Raw genomic sequence first — 21,007 nt, 5'->3', positions numbered from 1 at the left:
ACTTCAGCAGACAAGGAGAAATTAAATATGGTAAGAGATCATTTAAAACTAGAGGTAGTAAGACTTTATTATCTGGAGAATTTAAGTCAAAATCAAATAGCAAAGCAGATGGAGATTTCACGTTCCTATGTTTCAAAACTGCTTATTGAGGCGAGAAAAGAAAAACTCATAGAGATAAGAAGCAGCAATCCGTGGCTGATCGAGACGGAAGAGGAAAAATACCTCAGAAAAAAATACGGGCTGAAAAAAGCCTTTATGGTATCAGCGGGCAGAAAGAAGGACGAAGGAAAAAGAGAGGCTTATTACCAGGAGCTCGGACGGGTTTTAAATGATATTCTGAATGCCATCGTAAAGGATGGAGATACAATCGGCGTTGCATGGGGCCGGACAATTTATGAGTGTTCCAAAAGGCTTTCAACGGAACAGGAGTATAAAGGGATAAAAGTTGTCCAGTTATGCGGCGGGCTGAGCCAGAACCAGAACAGCACATTTTCAGGGGAGATCAGCAATAATTTTGTCTCCGCATTCGGCGGGGATGCATACGCCATGACTGCGCCTGCTATTGTGGAAAACAAGGCATACAAAGAAATTTTTTTGAAAGAGCATGGCATAAGTCAGGTTATGCAGCTCTGGGAGAATATGAATATTGCTGTATTTACGGTAGGTAAATGTGAACAGCAAAGTTCGCTGGTCCGTTCCGGTTATATTCCGGATCATATGATAGAGTATCTGAAGGATACCGGAGCCGTGGGAGAGGTATGTACCCATTTTATTGACAAGGATGGCAGATGTGCCAATCAGGACCTGGAGGACAGGACCATAGCGGTTCCCATGGAACAGTTAAAAAATTGTGAATTCCGAATTGCTGTAATCCTGGGGGAGAAAAGGCTGGAGACACTGCGTGCAGTTCTTAAAGCAGGCTATGCAAATGTCCTGATCATTGATGAAGAAGCAGCAGAGAAATTGATTCAAGAATAAAAGGAGAGGTATGTTAGCTTACATATTCGATAAAAATGGAAAACCGAGATTGACCGAAAAGGAAAAGCCGTCCCTGCAGGCGGGGAACGGGGCAGTTATCAAACTGGAAGCCTGTTCCATCTGCGGTACGGATATCCGTACCTACCGGTTCGGAAGCAATAAAATTCCGGATGGAAGGATTATGGGACATGAGATCGTGGGGCAGATCATAGAAGTGCGGGATGAGTTTAAGAAGAAATTTCCCGTAGGAACCCATGTATCCATGGCACCTGCCATAGGGTGCGGAAACTGCAGAAGCTGCAGACAGGGATTCACGAATATGTGTGATGACCTGAAAACCATAGGGTTTGAATATGACGGGGGTTTTGCAGAGTATATGGCAGTTCCGGATTGTGCCTTTGAAATGGGAAATGTCTATACTCTGCCGGAGGAGAACTCCTATACAAGGTATGCCCTTAGCGAACCTCTTGCCTGTGTCATGAATGCCCAGTCTTATCTGAATATTGCACCGGGAGAATGTGTTCTTATCATCGGAAGCGGTATTATCGGGTGTATGCATGCGGAGCTTGCCATGCATGCAAAGGCAGGGAAAGTTGTGATTGCAGAGACATCACAGGAGAGAATCAGCCAGGCAGAGAGATTACTGGAAGGGGTAACCTTTGTAAATTCCTCTAAAGAAAATCTGGAAGAAAAGATCAGAGAGTTAACGGATGGAAATGGTGCGGATGTGGTGATCACTGCCTGTTCAGTCGGAAAAGTACAGGAGCAGGGCATGGGACTTTTAGCAAAGAGGGGCAGAATATCCCTGTTTGGAGGGCTTCCCGGAGAGTCTAAGGGATTCATCGACAGCAATCTGATCCATTACAGGGAATTATCAGTTTTTGGTGTCCATGCATCCACACCGAAGCAGAATAAAAGGGCAATGGAATATATCCGGGACGGTGTTATAGATGCTGAAAAATATATCAGTGCCTGTTATCCGCTTAAACGTGTGGAGGATGCTTTTGCGGAGGCCGAAAAAGGAGAAGCCATGAAACTGGTGGTAACGATGTAAAAAGGTGAGTATAGAGTCAAGAAGGAGAGGGAAGACAGCTTATGAAAGCAGTTAGAATGTATGCACCGGGGGATTTGAGAGTGGAAGAGGTTTCCATTCCGGAAATAGAAGAAGATGAAGTATTGGTAAAGGTAATGGCTGTGGGAATCTGCGGTTCGGATATTCCGCGTGCGAATAAGTATGGAGCCCATGTTTCCCCTATTATTCTGGGACATGAATTTGGGGGGATCATTGTAAAAAAAGGTGAGAAAGCAGGAAACTTTGAAGTGGGGGACCATGTGACTGCCACGCCGTTGATCCCCTGTTATTCCTGTCATTGGTGCAGGGAGGGGCAGTATTCCCTGTGTGATCATTATGATTATTACGGCTCCAGAAGAGATGGCGCCATGGCACAGTATATTGCGGTGAAAACAAGCAACCTTCTGAAAGTGGACAGGAAAGTTCCCTTTGAAGATATAGCTACGGTGGATCCCTGTGCGAACGCGCTTCATGCAATGTTCAAGGCCGGGTTTAGGCCCGGTGAGACTGTGTGTATTTTCGGAGCGGGAGCAATTGGACTTTTCGCGGTACAGTATGCGAAAATACAGGGTGCAGGCAAGATCATTACCGTGGACGTGTGGGATAAGAAGCTTATTATGGCAAAAGAAGCAGGGGCAGACTGTGTTATGAATTCCCTGCATACAGATGTCATACAGGAAGTAAAAGATGTAACCGGAGGAATCGGGGCAGACGTGGTGATCGACTTTTCAGGTTCTCCGGCTGCACAGAAGCAGTGCATCCGCTGTGCGAGAAAGCAGGGAAAGGTAGTGCTTCTGGGTATCTCTCATCAGGGCCTTGCATTGTCTGAAGAGGAAGTGGACTATGTTATGAGGAGCGAGATTGAGATCGTAGGTTCCTGGAATTCTTTTACCAAGCCATTTCCGGGAAGAGACTGGACGGAATCTATCAAGCTGTATGAAAATGGTATGTCCGCAAAGGGCATCATCAGCCATAGAATAGGTCTGGAGGATGTACCTGAAGTCTTTAAAAAGATTGATGCAGGCGGTTATTTTTTCAGTAAAATCATGATTTTTCCAAACGGTCAGGAGGCAGCATGAGAGAGAACAGAGAGATATTAAGGCATATTGACCATACCCTTTTAAACGCATCGGCAAGCTGGGAAGAGATTCAGAGACTTTGTGAGGAAGCTGTTGCATATGGCACCGCGTCTGTCTGTATACCGCCCTGTTATATAGAAAGGGTACGGGAAACTTATGGGGACAGGTTGAATATTTGTACAGTTATCGGATTTCCGCTGGGATACAGTACCAGGGAATCCAAAGTGTTCGAGGCAAAAGATGCAGTGGAAAAAGGCGCCCAAGAAGTGGATATGGTCATCAATATAACGGATCTGAAGAATGGTGATATTCAAAAAGTGACGGCAGAAATACGCGCTGTGAAAGAAGCTGTGGGGGATGCTGTTTTAAAGGTTATTATTGAAACCTGTTATCTGACAGAGCAGGAGAAGACTGCCATGTGCAGAGCAGTTACCAGTGCCGGTGCAGATTATATTAAGACTTCAACAGGATTCGGCACAAAAGGTGCGGATATTGAGGATATCCGCCTGTTCAAAAAATATATTGGGGAAAACGTAAAAATAAAAGCAGCAGGCGGAATCAGGACCAGGGAAGCGTTAGAAGCCTTTCTTTCAGAAGGATGCGACAGAATCGGAACAAGCTCGGCGGTAAAGCTTCTTACGAAAACAACAGGTTGTGAATAGATGGCAGAAAGCAACAGTTCCGTATATCGGAACTGCTGCGGCAGAAAAATGCTGTAAGGGGGATTAGAATTGGACAGGTATTTACTTATGGCGGTGGATTTGGGGACCAGTTTTATTAAGTGTGGTGTATATGATACGCAGAGCCGGTGTGTGGAAGAGGCCATGGAGCCGGTGAAAGATGAAAGGCCGTCACCGGGTGTATTTATTCAGAGAGGTGATGAACTGTATTCATCGGTGCTTAACTGCATGAAAAAGGTTTCACAAAAGCTCGGAGAACGGGCGCAGGATATTGCAGCTATTGCGTTTACCGGACAGATGTCAGGATTTATGGGAGTGGGAAAAGACTGGGAGGATATTACCACATGGTCCTGTTCACTGGATTCCCGGTATATGCCATATGCGAAAAGACAGATGCAGGAGCTGAAAAATGAATTTCTGGAAATCAGCGGGACGAATTTTCCGCAGATGGCTCCCAAATATGAATGGTTCGCTGCAGAATACCCGGAACTCTCTAAAAAAATAGAAAAGTATGTGATGATCAGCGGCTATGTGATTGGCAGACTGGGGAATCTTGGAATGGATGAAGCTGTGATGGACCGCTCCTATGCAGCCTGGACCGGACTTGCAGATATCAGAAACGATGCCTGGTCAAAGGAGATCTGCGGCAGTATTGGGCTGAAGGAATCATATCTGCCTAAAATGGTGGAATCCAATACAATCTGCGGATATCTGAGCGGGCAGGCAGCAGAGATAGTCGGATTAAAGAGTGGAATTCCTCTTGTCTCCGGAGCAGGGGACAAAGTGGCAGGATGTCTGGGAGCGGCTAACGTAAAGGCGGGAGATATTGTATTTGAGGCGTCATCGTACGGGGAAATAAGCTGCTGCGTGGAAGAATACAGACCGGATTTGCAGGAAAAGCGCCTGGATGTACTGGCAGCAGCGGTACCGGGTAAATATTACGCAACGCATTTTATTGCCGGTTCAGGTATTACACTGGATTGGTTTGTAAATCATTTTATCAGAAAAGAGGAGTCATTAAAAGACGCCTTCAGCAGAATTGACAGAGAGGCGAAACTGGTCCCGGCCGGATGTGACGGTATGATGGCCCTGGGACTTCTGGGCGGCAGTTCCATGCCTTTGATCGAAGAGCTGAAAGGGCTTTTTATGGGATTTGACTGGAGTCATGACGCAGGACATTTCTACCGTGCACTTCTGGAGAGTTTTTCTTATGATTTTTCCCTTGCACTGGAACGTGTGGATTGTCTGTATCCGGAATATACGTGGGATACAGTTAAGATGATCGGCGGAGGGGCCAAGTCTGTCCTATGGCCGGAAATGGCTGCTGACATTACAGGGAAAAATCACTGTACCATGAACAGAGGAGATGTATCCATGTGGGGTGCGTGTATACTCGCAGGTAATGCAGTGGGGCTGTTTGACAGTCTGGAAGAAACTGCGGAGAAATATGCGGCAGTTTCCAAAGTATATGAGCCATCTGCGGCAAATTATAGATTGTATAAGGACAGAAAGCAGCTGTATAAATCATTTATGCAGGAACTGCCGTCGTTTTATAGGAAACTTGAGAAATGTTCGTGATGAATACGGAACAAGTTACACGTGAGGGTAAACTATGGAGAAAATAAATCTGAATCGGGGATGGAAACTGCATGATTCTCCCCTTTGCTGGGAAAAGGAAAAGCTGGCAGAAGTTAAATTATATCAGGATGGGTGGCTTACATGTGATATACCTGCAGATGTCAGAATGCCGCTGATCGAAAAGGGAATCATCAAAGATCCGGTAGTGGCAGACCACTGTCTGGAGTCGGAGTGGGTGGAAAAGCGTGCATGGTGGTTTTTGAAAGAGTTTGATCTGCCTGATTTATCAGGAAAGACGATCGAGCTTGTTATGGAAGCTTTAGACACAAAGAGTGATATTTTTATAAATGGGCAGTATGCAGGCAGCCATAGAAGTGTGCATTATCCATTTGTCTGTCCGGCCGGGCATATGCTGAGAGAAGGGAAAAATGAGATTGCAGTGCGGGTAACCACAGGGCTTGAAGAGGTTACAGATGAACAGCTCTCACAGATTAACTGGGCAGTATGCCGGGAAGATGACAATGGAGGAAAATACAGAAGTGATTACCGCAGGGCTTTTGTGCGCAGACCTCAGTACACAGTAGGATGGGACTGGGGACCGCGGGTTGTCACCTGTGGGATTGTGGGAGATGTATATCTTCAATGCAGTGAAAAAGCGGTGATCAGAAATGTAGAGATAAGGAATCGGCTGCAGGGGGAAAAAGCATTTCTGGCAGTGACGGCAGAGGTGGAAAGTCTGCCGATGATCTCCACACAGAGCTGCGATTTACAGGTGAGCGTTTCTTACGAAGCGCAGGTCTGTGCGGTATCTGTATTGAAAAATCAGCTGTTGACCTCCGGTACTAATTATTTTTGTGTGGATTTGGAAATAGATCATCCCATGCTGTGGTGGCCGAATGGATATGGTGAACAGCCATTATACAGGATTGCAGTAGATATGGTGCTGGATCATGATATAAAAGAACACAGGGAGATCACATATGGCATTCGTTCACTGAGACTGGACACATCTCCCCTGGAAGGGGAGAACAGAAAGTTTCAGTTCTATGTAAACGATGTTCCTGTCTTTTGCAGAGGCGGGGACTGGATTCCAAATGATTCTATTTATGCAAGAGTGACGGACCGGAAGATAGAAAAGCTTTTGGAGGAGGCGGTGAATGCTAATTTCAATATGCTGCGTATCTGGGGCGGAGGGTTATATGAGAGAGAATATTTCTATCAGCTCTGTGATCAAAAGGGCATTTTGATTTGGCAGGACTTTATGTTCGCCTGTGCCACATATCCGGACCATCTGGAATGGTTCCGCGCAGAAGCCGCAAAGGAGCTGGAATACCAGACCAGACGGCTTGGCAGTCATGCCTGTATGGCATTGTTCTGCGGCAGCAATGAGAATCACTGGCTTTTTAATCCCCAGGATAATCCGCAGTGGCAGGTGGATTTTACCAGGGAAAAGCCATTGGGGTTATATATCGCCAATGTATTGGCAAAAAAGATCATACATGCAAACTGTCCGGATATCCCTTATTGGAACAGCTCACCGTACGGGGGAAAACTGCCAAATGATGATTCCTGCGGGGATGTGCACAGATGGCATAATGGGTTTATGAGTAAGGATATGGAAGAACGGATAGAGCCGGTTTTGTACGATGAAGTACGTTCCAGATTTGTGAGCGAATATGGTTGTGTCGGTCCATGCTGTGTGGAATCCATACAGGAATATATGGGAACGGATGAATATGAAAGAACCGGCAGAGCATGGGAAATGCACTGCAATGTCTTTGAGAAGGACAGTGTATATGCAGGTATCCGGAAGCATTATCTGGATGATCCGGAAAAACTGGAAATGGAGGAATATGTTCTCTATGGAGGAATGTTCCAGGCTCTGGTTCTCGGCTATTCTCTGGAGGCCATACGGGCACGAATGGATTGTTACGGGGCTTTATTCTGGATGTATAACGATACCTGGGGAGAGACTGGATGGACGATAGTTGATTATTATCTGAGAAGAAAAATTTCTTATTATGCAGTGAAGAGGGCGCTTGCTCCGGTTAAATTGATCATGCGCTGCGATAAAGGCGAACTGGTGGTATGGGGACTTAATGACAGCAATACCTGTGCAGAAGCAGAAGGTGAACTGGGATATGTTTCTTTTGACGGAAGCATCAGGAAACTCCGCACGGTTGTCTTTAAGCTTCCGGCAGCCTCCAGGCAGTGTGTACTGCGGGAAAAACTTCCGGTGGAGGATTACAGGAAAGGCAGTATTATGTTTTTGGCATCCGGAGGTGTGGAGGACAGCGTATGTCTGAGAATGGATGATATGCGTAATCTGGAGTTTGAAAAAAGTCAGATCGAGATAGTACAGACAAAACAAATCGGGCGCTGTACGCATGTCACACTAACAAGCAGAGGCTATATACATGGAGCGTATGTAAAGGGAAATTATTTATGTTCAGACAACTACTTTGATATACTTCCGGGTGAAAGCAGGGAAATCCTGGTAGAAAACCCGAATGGAGAGGAACTCCGATTTGGGCAGGTAAGGTAAAGGGGGAAAGATGATGAATCAGACAGATAAACTTAAGATGCTGTTTCCAATTGGAACCAAGTATTCCGCTTACCGGGACAGAAGCAGCCGAAACTGGGAGTATGACTTCCGGAATATGAAGGACTGTGGCATGGACACGGTAAGGGTTCATGCTACCTGGGGAACGATTGAGCCATCAGAAGGGGAATTTGATTTTTCATATTATGATGCGATTTTGGAAACTGCGGTGAAACATGGACTACAGGTGATTTTTACCTTATATCTGGTATGTACTCCTGAGTGGGTCTATGAAAAACATCCTGACAGCAGATATGTATCAGCAGCCGGATCTATTTGGACACCCCATCAGCAGGCAGATGCTGCAACAGGCGGATGGCCGGGATTGTGTCTGGACAGTGAACCGCATCGGGAAACCATCGAGAATTTTATCAGGGCATTTACAGAGCATTATAAGGGAAATGAAAATATTGCAGCTTTTGATGTATTCCATGAACCGACAGAAGAGCCTTCCCAGCAGTATTACCAAAATGAATGGAGAGAGCTGGTATACTGCTATTGTGAACATTCAAAAGAAAAGTTCAGGACATGGTTGAAAGATAAGTACAAAACTCTGGAAAAACTGAATGAAACCTGGACGAGACAGTATCAGAACTGGGCACAGGTAGAGCCGCCGCGCTCTGTGGGAATCTATACGGATTGGCTGGACTGGAAATATTTCCGCTCGGATGCTCAGGCGGATGCTATGAAATTTTTAAGTGATACGGTTAAAAAGTATGATGAGAACAGGTGTACCGTGGTACATACAGCCATATATGAGACAGGGCATCCGGTGGTCACATCCAATGACCATTACAAACTTGCGGGGACTACCGACATGCTTGGAAGCTCCATGTATGATTTCATCAATCCGGAAATTACAGCCTTTGTCTGCGATCTGCTGAGAAGTGCCGGGAACAATGGACCATACTGGATCGGAGAGACCGGAACCGGGGCAGGCCCCATGTATGTTTTTATAGGGGAGAGAACCGAGGACAGTTTCTGTTTTTCAATTCCGATCACCGGACAGGAGATCAAGCGGCAGACCTGGGGACAGATCGCCAGGGGGGCAAAGGGGATTCTCTTTTGGGGATGGAGGCCTGAGCTTTCCACTGTGGAAACTATCTCCCTGGGATTTACGGAGAGAAATGGGGAGCCAACAGAGAGATGCCAGGCACTGAAAGAGTTTAATCAGGTCTTTTCGCCATATAAAGAGCAGATCGCTGAGGCAATGGCACCAAAAAGTCAGGCTGCGATTCTGTATAATCTGGACAGTATCTTCACAGAGGGCCTTATCTCTCTGGGATTGTCAGGAAGCTGTATGATTCGGAAGCAGAACAGATTTTATAAAGATTCCCTCTCCTTAATGGGAGCGTATAAATTATGTATGCAGAACCAGATACAGCCGGATTTTGTGAGCAGGGAGCAGGTTCTTAAGGGAGAACTTGAAAAATATCAGCTTCTGCTGCTGCCCTACAGTATCAATTTGTCCTCTGAGATGGCAAAGGCTATTGAAGGATATGTGCGCAATGGTGGAAAAGTGATCAGCGACGGCCTGTGCGGATATTTTACAGACAAAGGATGGGGAGCGGAAGTATGTCCTGCAGGAGGTCTTGACCAGGTGTTTGGACTGCATGTAAGGAGTGACTACAGAACCATCAATGAAGAAGATATTATTCTGGATGGCAGACGGTATGAGCATACGGCAAAGGTGATTGCAGAAAAACTGGTTCTCCATGACAATGCAGAGGCAGTGGCAACACTTGATGACGGGCTTCCGGTTATGACAAAGAGTACATACGGCAAAGGAAAGACCGTTTATCTTGGAACACTGTTTTTTGCAAACGCCATGTGGAACTATTCGGCAGATACAAACAGATTGTTTAAGAAAGCGCTCGATATGGCAGAATACCATTCTCAGATACTTCTAAGCGGGCCTAGAGAAGAACAGAATGTGGAAGTTCGTATTTTGGAGCGGGAAAACGATAAGTTTGTCTTTGTGATCAACCATGAAGCAGAGCACATAGGCGTCAGCCTTGGCTTAAACCTGGGATGGGACGCAGAGGTGACCGATATAGTCACAGAACAGAAATGGGGTTCGGAAAATGTGCTGAGTCAGACATTTCATCTGGAACCACAGGAAGTAAAGATCCTCTATTGCAGGAAAAAATAAGGAAAATGAAAAAGAGCCGTCCGCTTTTAAGCCGGATGGCTCTTTTGATCAGGCGTCCTGAAGTTTAAACCAAACCTCCACCGTCCTGTCCACAACTTCATCAATCCTGGTGTGATCCCTTTTCTCAATGACCTCATAAACCGCCATATGGGTATTGTACACATACTCCCCATTCTGATGCTTGTGGGTATTGGTGATAGAAGCCTGCATAAAATCCATGACAAAAGCATAAATCCTGGCAGCAATCTGGTTATGGCAGGCAAGTCCTAAGAGGCGGTGAAAATCCAGATCATTTTCTGTTATTTTAGACTGGGGAGCACCGCTGTCGATCAGCGCTTTTAACTCTTCCAGGTTTTCTGCAAGCTTTTTGCGTTCTGCGGCATTCTCGTCATAGTGCTCCAGAATCAATTCAAGAATATCGGTCTCGAATATTTTCCGGAATTCATAGAGATTGGAGATGTCAGGATTGGACACGAAAAAGCTGAACAGAAGAGAGTCAATCAGCTCATTTCCCGGTGTTTCACAGACATAAGTGCCGTTACCCACCCGGATGTCCACCAGCCCGAAGGCTGACAGGATTTTCATGGCTTCCCTTACGGAACCTCGGCTGACACCTAATCCTTCGGAAATTTCCAGTTCATTGGGGAGCTTATCCCCCGGTTTCAGACGCCTTTCCATCAATAACTGCTTGATACTGTTCACTACAATATCTACAGCAGATTCACGCTTGCTGGCCTCAAACAAATTACTCATAATGTATTCCACCCCGATCGTTGTTAATTATAGTTATTCTATCAAAAAAAACATAATACGTCAAACAAATGGCGGAAATCCTTATTCTCCCCATGGATTCAGGGAAGGCTGGAGTATGGACCAGGTATCTACGGATTTTGTGATGGCTTCATCAATTCTGCCCGCGTCTTTTGATTCGATCAAATCCACAATATCGCGATGAATTTCATAGACAATCTCTCCGCTGCGGCCCTTATGGGTGGCAGCAATGGAGGGTTCCATAAAGTCTATGATAAAATTATAAACCCGTTCAGCCAGGAGATTTTTGGATGCCTGGCCTAAAATTCTGTGGAATTCCAGGTCGTTTTCTGACAGCTTTTTGTCGGATGCGCTGTTGGCCATCAGGCGCTCTAACTGCTCCAGATTATCACGGAGCGCTTTTCTCTCTTTTCCATTGTCATCGTAGTGTTCCAGAATCATAGTAAGAATATCGTTTTCAAAGATATGTCGGAACTCATAGAGGTCATCAATTTGCGGATTGGAGATAAAGAAACTGAACAGAAGGGAATCCATAGTGGTATTTCCCGGTGTTTCACAGACATAAGTACCGTTGCCCACCCGGATATCCACCAGTCCGAAAGCAGAAAGAATCTTCATCGCCTCCCGGACGGACCCGCGGCTCACCCGCAGTTCTTCGGATATCTCCAACTCACTGGGAAGTTTATCGCCTGGTTTTAAGGTCCTTTCCATTAAGAGCTGTTTAATACTGTTTACAACCAGATCGACAGCGGATTCCCGTTTGCTTGCTTCAAATAAATTACTCAAGTATTCACCTCCGAATCTATTATTATTCTCAAAAGTCAAAAATGTTTAGTTGTTGTAACTATCTTATCATGGGGAATCATCATACGTCAAATAATAGATATAAGATATTATGCATAAGATTTCCATGGGTAATTTATTTATATTTAACAAAATACACATATAATAGAAAAAAGTTTGGAAAATTCATTGACAAATCAGTCGATAAATGATATACATAAAACATCAGATGTTTAACGAACGACAAATGAAATGAGAGAAAAGGAGAATGGACATGAAAAACAAGATCTTAGCAGCAATTCTGACTGTAACATTGGCAGGCGTTATGACTGCATGTGGAAATAACGGCGGAGGAGGAAACGCAGATGCCTCTGGGACGCAGTCCTCCAAAAGTACATCCGACAGCGGGACGAAAAGTGAAGACACCATGCTCGGGGCGGACAGCGCCACACTGCGCCTGAAGGTGGGAACCACCACAGCTCCCGAAGGTCATTATGTGAAAGGTCTGCAGGAAATGCAGAAGCTGTTGGAGGAGTACAGCGACGGTGAGATGACACTTGATATCTATCCAAACTCCCAGTTGGGAAATGAAAGAGACATGATGGAAAATGTGGGGATGGGAGTACAGGAGATGTGCCTCATATCCACAGGACCCATACCGAACTTTGTCTCTGACTTTGCGGTGCTGGACCTCCCTTACTTATTTGAAGATGAACAACATGCCTATGAAGTATTGGACGGTGAAATCGGAACTTCCCTTCTGGGTCAGCTGGAGAGCCAGGGAATCAGGGGCGTTGGCTTCTGGGAGAATGGTTTCCGTGAGGTGACCAACGACAAAAAGGAGATCAAAACACCGGAAGACTTAAAAGGAATGAAGATCCGTACCATGGAAAACAGCGTACATATGGCAACCTACCAGACATTGGGTGCCACAGCAACACCAATGGCATGGAGTGAGATCTTCACAGCGCTTCAGCAGGGAACCGTGGACGGACAGGAAAACCCCATTGCCATCATAGAATCCGCCAAGGTGTATGAAGTGCAGAAATACGTTTCCATGATTGATATTTTCTATTCCCCCTGTGTGCTGATGATCGCCCAGAGTACCTACGATGGGTTTACGGATGCACAGAAGGAAGCTTTCGACAAAGCAGCAGAGGAGGCAAAGGATTATCAGAGGGAATACAGCAGCAGCTATAATGAAGAAGCAATTGAAAATATGAAAGAAGCAGGCGTTACGGTGACAGAAGTGGATAAAGAAGTGTGGAAGAGTGCAGCGGATGCGGTCTATGACCAGTTGGACAGCCTGAAGCTGAACAAGGAGCTGGTAGAGAAAATTCAGTCATCTAACTAAACAGAAGGAGTGGACATTTTGGAAAAGCTATTTAACGGACTAAAGAAAGCGGAAGAAATACTTCTGGTAGTGTTAATGGTTATTATGTGCGCAGTCATATTTATTGCCACAGTGGCACGTTTCACCGGTTTGTTTGTGATCCCATGGGCAGAAGAGCTGGCAAGGTACTGTATGATATGGGTGATTTTTCTCGGAATCGGTGTTGCGGCATGCAATGGGGAACATTTCTGCGTGGAAGCCCTGGAGTTGTTCTGCTCCAGGACAGTGCTGAAAATCATTTATGTGCTGGACTCTGTCCTGGTGGTTGCGTTCAGTATCTTCGCTTCCTATTATGGAGTGACCATACTGCAGAAACAGATGGCAAGCGGGCAGGTAACGCCGAGTCTTCGGTGGCCTATGTGGATCATGTATCTCTCCATTCCTCTGGGATTGATTCTTATGGCTCTCTGCTACGCATGGCATACATTTGAGAAGGTCACGGGAAAAGAAAAACCAGAAGAGATCGGGCAGAAGGAGGAAGAGAAAAAATGATTATAGGAATGTTGTTCGGAGTTTTATTTGTCATGCTGTTTCTGGGAGTCCCCATTGCCATCTGCCTGGGAATAGCCGTGTGCGTGGCGATCGTAGCCAGCGGGAACCTGAATCTGCTCCCTGCAGTTGCCCAGAGAATGTTTACCCAGGCGGATAATTTTACTCTGATGGCTGTTCCCTTCTTTATACTGGCCGGAAACATTATGGAAAAGGGAGGCATTTCCAAACGGCTCATAGATTTTATTGAAATACTGATGAGAAGAATACCCGGGCGTCTGTCCTGTATCACAGTCGTGGCCTCCGCGTTCTTTGGTGCCATCTCCGGTTCCAATCCGGCAACAGTCGCTGCCATCGGCGGTATCACAGTTCCGAGGATGAAGCAGAAGGGGTACCCGGAAGATGTGGCTGCAGCCGTTGCAGCATCCGGCGGAACACTGGGAGTTGTCATTCCGCCCAGTATTCCTATGGTAACCTATGCGGTGACAGCATCCGTATCTGTGGGAACCATGTTCATGGCAGGTGTCATTCCGGGGCTTTTGCTTGCGGCAGTGCTGATCGCAACCAATATTGTGATCTGTAAAAAATACGACGCCGCAGAGAATGGCAAGGTTACTTTAAAAGCCTTTGCTCACTCTTTTAAAGAGGCACTCCTCGCCATTTTTATGCCTGTGATCATTCTGGGAGGCATTTACGGCGGTTTATTTACACCTACGGAATCCGCGGCGGTTGCCTGTGTGTATGCTTTTATCATCAGTGTATTTGTATATAAAGAACTGACATTAAAGGATATCTACGAGATTTTCCGTAAATCTACCGTGAGTTCAGCGGTGGTATTGTTTGTGGTCAGCATGTCAGCACCCTTTGCCTGGTTTATGACGAACCAGAATATCCCCACTTTTATCGCGTCCAGCGTACTGGGCCTGTTTACCAATAAGGTGGCACTGCTGCTGATGATCAATGTGATCCTGCTGTTTTTGGGATGTTTCCTGGAGACACAGTCCATCATTCTGCTGGTAACCCCGATTCTGCTGCCCATTGCAGCTTCCCTGGGATTATCACCAGTCGCTTTAGGTATCATCATTATTATCAATACCTCCATCGGTATGATCACACCGCCGATGGCAGTGAACCTGTTTGTCGCTTCGGGTATAGCCAATACCAGTATAGGGAAGATCAGTAAACGGATTATTCCCTACCTGTGCATTGAAGTGGCAACACTGCTGGTAATGACCTTCATTCCGGCAATTATCACCTGGCTTCCGGGTATTATGGGAGTTTGATAGTAACTGATAAAATATATAAAAATTCAAGGAGGTTTTCGTATGAACAGCGCAGAATTGAAACAGATGGCAGATCATCTTCGGATGACAGCCGTGGATATGGTCTATAAAGGAAAGGACGGACATCCGGGCCCGGCACTGTCAATAGCGGACATTATGGCAGTCCTCTTCTTCGATGAGATGAGAATAGATCCTGCCAACCCCGACTGGGAGGACAGAGACCGTTTTATCCTGTCAAAAGGCCATGCATGCCCTATTTACTATGCGGCATTATCTGAGAGAGGTTATTTCGGAGAGAAAATTGAGGACTTTAAGCTGAGAGCACTGGGAAGTAAATTCCAGGGGCATCCGGTCATGAACAAGACAAAAGGTGTGGATATGACATCCGGCTCCCTGGGGAACGGTATTTCCATCGCCGGAGGTATGGCACTGGCGGGAAAATACAGAAGGAAAGACTACAATGTGTATGTGATCGCCGGGGACGGTGAGCTTCAGGAGGGTGTGTGCTGGGAGGGAATCAATTCCGCAGCAGCCCACAAGCTTGATAACCTGATCGTATTCGTGGACAAGAACGGATGGCAGAGCGGTGCTTCTGTACAGGAGACCATTGGCTCCAACAATATAAAAGAGCGTTTTGAGGCGTTCCAGTGGGATGCCCAGGAGATTGACGGCCACGACGCGGACGCGATCAAAGCGGCCATTGCAAAAGCAAAAGAGACAAAGGGAAAACCAAGTGTCATTGTATGCGACTGTGTGAAGGGAAAAGGACTCTCCTTTATGGAAAATGATAACGCATGGCACAAGGGAGTTCCCACAGAGGAACAGTATCAGCAGGCAGTAAAAGAATTAGGAGGTGCAGAATAATGACAGAATTCAAGGGAACGCGGGAGGCCTTTGCTGCGGCGCTTATAGATCTGGCAGCAAATGACGACAAGATCATGTTTGTTTCACCCGACTCATTAAAAGCGATGCGTGCAACAAAATTTGCAGAGCTGTATCCTGAGCAGTATGTGGAAGTGGGAATATCAGAGCAGAATGCAGTGGACACCGCAGCAGGTCTGGCGGCGGCAGGATTGACCCCTTTTGTAGGTACATATGCAGGGTTTATGACCATGCGTGCCTGTGAGCAGATGCGCACCTTTGTTGCGTATCCGAATCTGAACGTAAAGTTTGTGGGCATCAATTCCGGACTTTTGGGAGGAGAGAGAGAGGGGGTTACCCATCAGTTCTATGAAGATCTTGGGATCCTTTCCAACATTCCCAATTACACGATCCTGACTCCGGCAGACGGTTATCAGACATACAAAGCAGTACAGATGGCAGCTAAGATCAATGGACCTGTATATGTAAGGGCAGGCAGCGGAAGAGAGGCAAATGTGTATGAAAAAGACGCACCCTTCTCTTCGGACGGCATTACTGTCTTAAGAGAATACGGAAATGACACACTTCTGTTATCCAGCGGATTTGTTCTGGACCGTGTCCTGGCAGCAGCGGATCTGTTAAAAGAGCAGGGTGTAAATGTAACGGTTGGGGATATTAACATCTTATATGGAAAGAATCCGGAGAAGATCATTGAGGCTATCAGGAAAGCGGAGAAGATCGTGACAGTGGAGGACCACAATATTAACGGCGGTCTGGGTGCATACATAAGCAGGCTTTCAGCAGAGAACGCGCCGAAATTCGTAAAACGCATAGGTCTAACCACTTTCGGGGAATCCGGCCCTGCAAAAGAGCTGGCTGATGCCTATGGATTCTCTCCCGAGAACATTGCAAAGACAGTAAAAGAAAATCTGTAACAGGCAGGATCGTTCCGGACAGGAATGAAAGACAGAATATAGGAATTGGAAAAGAGGAAAATAAAATGAGTAAAATCGTAGTTAGTGTAATCGGTGCAGGCGGTAAAATGGGAACAAGGACAAGCAACAATCTGGCAAAGAAACCGGAAGAATTTGAGCTGCTTCTGGTGGAAGCCACGGACGCGGGAATTAAGAGCATCAAAGAAAGGGGATTTGAGCCTGTTCCTGTGGAGGAGGCCCTGGCAAAGGCTGATGTGGTGGTATTTGCTGTGCCGGATACTCTGATCGGCAAACTCTCCGCTGTTTATGTGCCACAGTTAAAACCGGGAACCGGATTCATTATCCTGGACCCTGCAGCAGCGGTTGCAAGAGAACTGACCCTGAGAGAAGACTGCACCTTTGGTGTGGCTCATCCCTGCCACCCGTCCTATTTCCTGGATCAGGATACCTTTGAGGCGCGCCAGGACCGCTTTGGCGGAATGGGCGGAAAACAGGACATTGTCATGTCAAAGATCCAGGGCGATGATGACCGTTTTGCCCAGTGCGTGGAGGTGGCAAAACAGATGTATGCCCCTGTGGAGCATGCATATGTCATGTCCTCAGAGCAGATCGCATTTTTGGAGCCAACCCTTGTGGAGCTTTTGGGAGCCACCTGTCTGTATGCCATGGCGGAGACCGTGGAGGAAGCAGTGAAGAGGGGAATACCCAAGGAGGCAGCAGTCTCCTTCCTGACAGGCCATATTTATAATCTGTCCGCAAACTTCCTGGGATATATTCCCGGAAATCCGCCGGTTTCAGATGCCTGCAAAGTGGCGATCGGACTGGGGAACCGTCTGGTCATGAGGGAAAACTGGAAAGATATCTGGAAAGATGAAGTGCTGGATAAGGTCATTGCCACCATGCTGCATCCGGAGAATCCACAGATCTGACACAAAGAAGCTTTTTTGGAAAGGAAGAAATGAGTATGAAAATTGTTGTTTTGGACGGTTATACGGAAAATCCGGGAGATTTATCCTGGAAAGATATGGAGGCACTGGGGGAATTGACGGTTTATGACCGCACATCCCTTACGGATATGCAGGAGGTCATAGACAGGATCGGTGATGCGGAGGCTGTTATAACCAATAAAACACCGCTTCCCAGGGAAGTGTTTGATGCCTGCAGAAATATCAGGTATGTGGGAGTCCTTGCCACAGGATACAATGTGGTAGATGTGGAAACGGCAAAGGAGAGAGGCATTCCGGTGTGCAACATTCCAACCTATGGTACAGCGGCTGTGGGACAGTTTGCCATTGCCCTGCTGCTGGAAATCTGCCATCACATCGGTCATCATGACAAAGCTGTCCATGAGGGCAGATGGGAAAATAATCCTGACTGGTGCTTCTGGGATTATCCGCTGATCGAGCTGGCTGACAAGACCATGGGTATCGTGGGATTCGGAAGAATCGGACAGGCAACAGGGCGTATTGCCAAGGCTCTTGGAATGAAGGTCATTGCCAATGATGAATACCCGAATGACAGCGGGAGAGAGATTGCGGAATATGTGACCAGGGACGAGTTATTTGCCAGGTCGGACGTGATCGCCCTGCACTGCCCTCTGTTTCCCTCCACACAGGGGCTGGTGAACAAGGAGAGTATCGCAAGGATGAAAGACGGCGTGATCATTATCAATAATTCCAGAGGGCCGCTGATCGTGGAAGAGGATCTAAAAGATGCGCTGAACAGCGGTAAAGTTGCCGGTGCCGGTTTGGATGTGGTATCCACTGAACCCATCAGAGGGGACAACCCGCTGCTTAAGGCAAAGAATTGTATCATTACACCGCATATTTCCTGGGCGCCGAGAGAATCCAGACAGAGGCTCATGGATATTGCAGTGGAGGACCTGAAAGCATTTGTGGAGGGTCATCCCATAAATGTGGTAAATAAATAAATTTCAGAAATATCAACCTAATAAAGTGATTCCGATAACATCCCCGGGTACTGCCATGTCCGGGGATGTCTGTAAAAAAACACCCGGCAGGCACAAAGCGGAGAAATGAGCCTTCCGGGTGTTTTTATCTGCAGTCACAGTCTGTCGCAGATGACAGTTCCTGTTCTGCCTTCAATTCCGTCTTTTGCTTTCTGAAGCAGAGTGATCAGAGCTTTTCTCCCCGGCTTCGAGGAAGCGAAGTCAATGGCTGCTTCCACCTTGGGAAGCATGGAGCCGGGGGCAAACTGTCCCTCCCGGGCATATTTCCTGGCCTCAGAGGTGGAGACAGCGGACAGCCAGGTCTCATCCTGTTTGCCGAAATTGATGGCCACTTTTTCCACGGCTGTAAGGATGATGAGATAGTCAGCATCCAGTTCCTTAGCCAGCAGGCAGCTTGCAAAGTCCTTGTCGATCACTGCGCTGGCGCCTTTTAAGTGGTTTCCCTTCAGCGTCACGGGGATTCCGCCGCCGCCGCAGGCTATGACAACTTCACCGGAGTCCACCAGGGAGCGGATCGCGCCGATCTCCACGATCTCCTGAGGTTTCGGGGAGGCGACGAAGCGGCGCCAGCCTCTGCCTGCATCCTCACGCATGATGTGGCCGTATTTTTCGGCAATGACCTTTGCCTCCTCCTCGCCCAAAAACTTTCCGATCGGCTTGGAAGGAGAGGAAAATGCCGGATCATCTTCATTGACACGTACCTGTGTGACCATGGTGGATACGGGAATGTTGTCAATACCCCGGTTCAGCAGTTCTTCCCGGAGCGCATTCTGCAGATCATATCCGATATAAGCCTGGCTCATGGCAACGCAGACCGAAAGCGGAGTGTTGGGCTGTGCTGCGTCTTCCCTTGAAAGGGCAGCCATGGCATTGTTGATCATGCCCACCTGAGGGCCGTTGCCGTGTGTGATAATGACCTGGTGGCCCTCCTCGATCAGGTCTACAATGGCTTTGGCTGTCACTTTCACAGCCGCCATCTGTTCCGGAAGGGTATTGCCCAGGGCATTGCCGCCCAGAGCGATAACGATTTTTTGTTTCTGCATAGTAAAAACCCCCTGTTCTTACAATTGACATTTTGAAAAGAGAAAGGGACAGGGTAATGGTGTCCTGACCCCGTCCCGGTTTCTTTCAGAGTGACCTGTTTTATTTGAATTTACGCGGCTGGTCGCGTTCTTCCAGTTTCTTTAAAACTTCTGCCGGGTCATCAAATTTGCTGAGCATGATCATGGCTGCAATGATGTATGGCTTGAAGCTGGCTTCCTTGTAAAGCGGTGTGCGGTAGCGGTCAAATACAGAGGCATCCACCTCACCGGATTCACAGCTTAAGCCTGTGATATCAGCAGGCAGGCAGTGCAGATAGAGGGCCTTGCCGTCCTTTGTGGTCTTCATCAGTTCCTCTGTGCATGCCCAGTCTTTGTGCTGTGCATTCTGTGCCAGAAGTTCTTTTTCCAATTTATCAATTCCTTCAAAGTCACCTTTTCCGTATAAGTCGGTTCTCTCTTCCATAGCTGCAAATGGTGCCCAGCTCTTGGGATATACGATGTCTGCGTCTTTGAATGCTTCTTCCATGCTGTTGGTGCGCTTGAAGCTGCCGCCTGTCTTTTCTGCGTTCTTCTTAGCCACTTCCTCAACTTCCGGCATAACCTCGTATCCTTCCGGATGAGCCAGAACCACGTCCATGCCGAAACGTGTCATCAGGCCGATCACACCCTGGGGAACAGACAGGGGTTTGCCGTAGGACGGAGAATAAGCCCATGTCATGGCAAGCTTTTTGCCTTTTAAGTTCTCCACTCCGCCGAACTCGTGGATGATGTGGAGCATATCAGCCATACACTGGGTAGGATGGTCAATATCGCACTGCAGGTTTACAAGTGTGGGGCGCTGCTCCAGAATGCCGTCCTCGTAGCCCTCTTTGACAGAATCGGAAACCTGATGCATGTAAGCATTTCCTTTTCCGATATACATATCATCACGGATACCGATCACATCAGCCATAAAGGAGATCATGTTGGCTGTCTCGCGGACCGTTTCCCCGTGTGCGATCTGGGATTTGCCCTCGTCCAGGTCCTGTACTTCCAGGCCCAGCAGGTTGCAGGCGGAAGCAAAGGAGAAACGTGTACGGGTGGAGTTGTCACGGAACAGGGAGATGCCGAGGCCGCTCTCGAATACTTTTGTGGAGATGTTGTTCTGGCGCATGAAACGAAGTGCGTCTGCCAGGGTAAATACAGCTTCCAGCTCATCATCTGTCTTCTCCCAGGTGAGGAAGAAGTCGTTTTCGTACATTTCTTTGAAGTTCAGTTTGTTTAATTTATCAATATAATCCTGTAATGTTTTCATGGTATGGATATCCTTTCTTTATATAAATTCAAATGATTCGGCAGC

18 protein-coding genes are annotated in these 21,007 nt (G+C 47.1%); 14 read left to right on the top strand and 4 right to left on the bottom strand.

The window, feature by feature from the left end:
- Positions 1-27: 27 nt before the first annotated feature.
- From V8Q34_RS10105 to V8Q34_RS10075, 7 genes are all read left to right on the top strand, one after another.
- Positions 28-978 (top strand): sugar-binding transcriptional regulator, encoded by a 951-nt coding sequence (locus V8Q34_RS10105; protein WP_033142589.1) that lies wholly within the window; start codon positions 28-30, stop codon positions 976-978.
- A gap of 10 nt (positions 979-988) precedes the next feature.
- Positions 989-2,032 (top strand): zinc-dependent dehydrogenase, encoded by a 1,044-nt coding sequence (locus tag V8Q34_RS10100; RefSeq protein ID WP_033142590.1) that lies wholly within the window; start codon positions 989-991, stop codon positions 2,030-2,032.
- 41 nt (positions 2,033-2,073) lie between these two features.
- Positions 2,074-3,129, top strand: coding sequence for a galactitol-1-phosphate 5-dehydrogenase (locus V8Q34_RS10095; protein WP_033142591.1), 1,056 nt, complete (start codon positions 2,074-2,076; stop codon positions 3,127-3,129).
- A complete protein-coding gene (deoC, locus tag V8Q34_RS10090; protein ID WP_335835360.1) occupies positions 3,126-3,791 on the top strand; it encodes a deoxyribose-phosphate aldolase in 666 nt (221 codons plus the stop codon). Before V8Q34_RS10095 ends, deoC begins: the two co-directional genes overlap by 4 nt.
- 69 nt (positions 3,792-3,860) lie before the next feature.
- Positions 3,861-5,387, top strand: a complete 1,527-nt coding sequence (locus V8Q34_RS10085) for a xylulokinase (RefSeq protein ID WP_335835359.1) — start codon at positions 3,861-3,863, stop codon at positions 5,385-5,387.
- A gap of 34 nt (positions 5,388-5,421) precedes the next feature.
- Positions 5,422-7,932, top strand: a complete 2,511-nt coding sequence (locus V8Q34_RS10080; protein WP_335835358.1) for a glycoside hydrolase family 2 protein — start codon at positions 5,422-5,424, stop codon at positions 7,930-7,932.
- A gap of 10 nt (positions 7,933-7,942) precedes the next feature.
- Complete coding sequence (locus tag V8Q34_RS10075) at positions 7,943-10,141, top strand: beta-galactosidase (protein WP_227210611.1); 2,199 nt, start codon at positions 7,943-7,945, stop codon at positions 10,139-10,141.
- Positions 10,142-10,189: 48 nt separating this feature from the next.
- Here the strand turns inward: V8Q34_RS10075 and V8Q34_RS10070 are convergent, their stop codons facing one another.
- Both V8Q34_RS10070 and V8Q34_RS10065 read right to left on the bottom strand, forming a co-directional pair.
- Positions 10,190-10,894 carry a FadR/GntR family transcriptional regulator gene (locus tag V8Q34_RS10070; protein ID WP_148392187.1) on the bottom strand — a complete coding sequence of 235 codons (705 nt, stop codon included), beginning with the start codon at positions 10,892-10,894 and terminating at the stop codon, positions 10,190-10,192.
- A gap of 81 nt (positions 10,895-10,975) precedes the next feature.
- Positions 10,976-11,698, bottom strand: a complete 723-nt coding sequence (locus V8Q34_RS10065) for a FadR/GntR family transcriptional regulator (RefSeq protein ID WP_103733231.1) — start codon at positions 11,696-11,698, stop codon at positions 10,976-10,978.
- A 271-nt stretch (positions 11,699-11,969) separates the two neighbouring features.
- On the opposite strand from V8Q34_RS10065, the gene V8Q34_RS10060 reads away from it, so the two are divergent.
- The 7 genes from V8Q34_RS10060 (at position 11,970) to V8Q34_RS10030 (ending at position 18,586) form a co-directional block, all read left to right on the top strand.
- Positions 11,970-13,049 carry a TRAP transporter substrate-binding protein gene (locus V8Q34_RS10060; RefSeq protein WP_227244304.1) on the top strand — a complete coding sequence of 360 codons (1,080 nt, stop codon included), beginning with the start codon at positions 11,970-11,972 and terminating at the stop codon, positions 13,047-13,049.
- Positions 13,050-13,067: 18 nt separating this feature from the next.
- Positions 13,068-13,580, top strand: coding sequence for a TRAP transporter small permease (locus tag V8Q34_RS10055; protein WP_227210609.1), 513 nt, complete (start codon positions 13,068-13,070; stop codon positions 13,578-13,580).
- Positions 13,577-14,860 (top strand): TRAP transporter large permease, encoded by a 1,284-nt coding sequence (locus V8Q34_RS10050; RefSeq protein WP_207727950.1) that lies wholly within the window; start codon positions 13,577-13,579, stop codon positions 14,858-14,860. The genes V8Q34_RS10055 and V8Q34_RS10050 overlap by 4 nt, the downstream gene beginning before the upstream one ends.
- Before the next feature lie 42 nt (positions 14,861-14,902).
- Positions 14,903-15,724, top strand: coding sequence for a transketolase (locus V8Q34_RS10045; RefSeq protein WP_335835357.1), 822 nt, complete (start codon positions 14,903-14,905; stop codon positions 15,722-15,724).
- Positions 15,724-16,656, top strand: a complete 933-nt coding sequence (locus V8Q34_RS10040; protein ID WP_335835356.1) for a transketolase family protein — start codon at positions 15,724-15,726, stop codon at positions 16,654-16,656. Before V8Q34_RS10045 ends, V8Q34_RS10040 begins: the two co-directional genes overlap by 1 nt.
- Positions 16,657-16,721: 65 nt before the next feature.
- A complete protein-coding gene (locus tag V8Q34_RS10035) occupies positions 16,722-17,585 on the top strand; it encodes a phosphogluconate dehydrogenase C-terminal domain-containing protein (protein ID WP_033142941.1) in 864 nt (287 codons plus the stop codon).
- A 35-nt stretch (positions 17,586-17,620) separates the two neighbouring features.
- Complete coding sequence (locus tag V8Q34_RS10030; RefSeq protein WP_033142942.1) at positions 17,621-18,586, top strand: D-2-hydroxyacid dehydrogenase; 966 nt, start codon at positions 17,621-17,623, stop codon at positions 18,584-18,586.
- Between the two features lie 134 nt (positions 18,587-18,720).
- Here V8Q34_RS10030 and arcC read toward each other — a convergent pair whose 3' ends face one another.
- A complete protein-coding gene (arcC, locus tag V8Q34_RS10025) occupies positions 18,721-19,668 on the bottom strand; it encodes a carbamate kinase (protein WP_335835355.1) in 948 nt (315 codons plus the stop codon).
- 100 nt (positions 19,669-19,768) lie between these two features.
- Positions 19,769-20,962: a knotted carbamoyltransferase YgeW gene (gene ygeW, locus V8Q34_RS10020; protein ID WP_033142944.1), complete on the bottom strand. Its 1,194-nt coding sequence runs from the start codon at positions 20,960-20,962 to the stop codon at positions 19,769-19,771.
- Between the last annotated feature and the right edge of the window lie 45 nt (positions 20,963-21,007).

The sequence above is a fragment of the Blautia sp. JLR.GB0024 genome, assembly GCF_037000545.1.
GTDB classification, from domain to species: Bacteria; Bacillota; Clostridia; order Lachnospirales; family Lachnospiraceae; genus Blautia; species Blautia celeris.
Note: the sequence above shows the minus strand (reverse complement) of the source record. Positions and strands in the feature narration are given on the sequence as shown.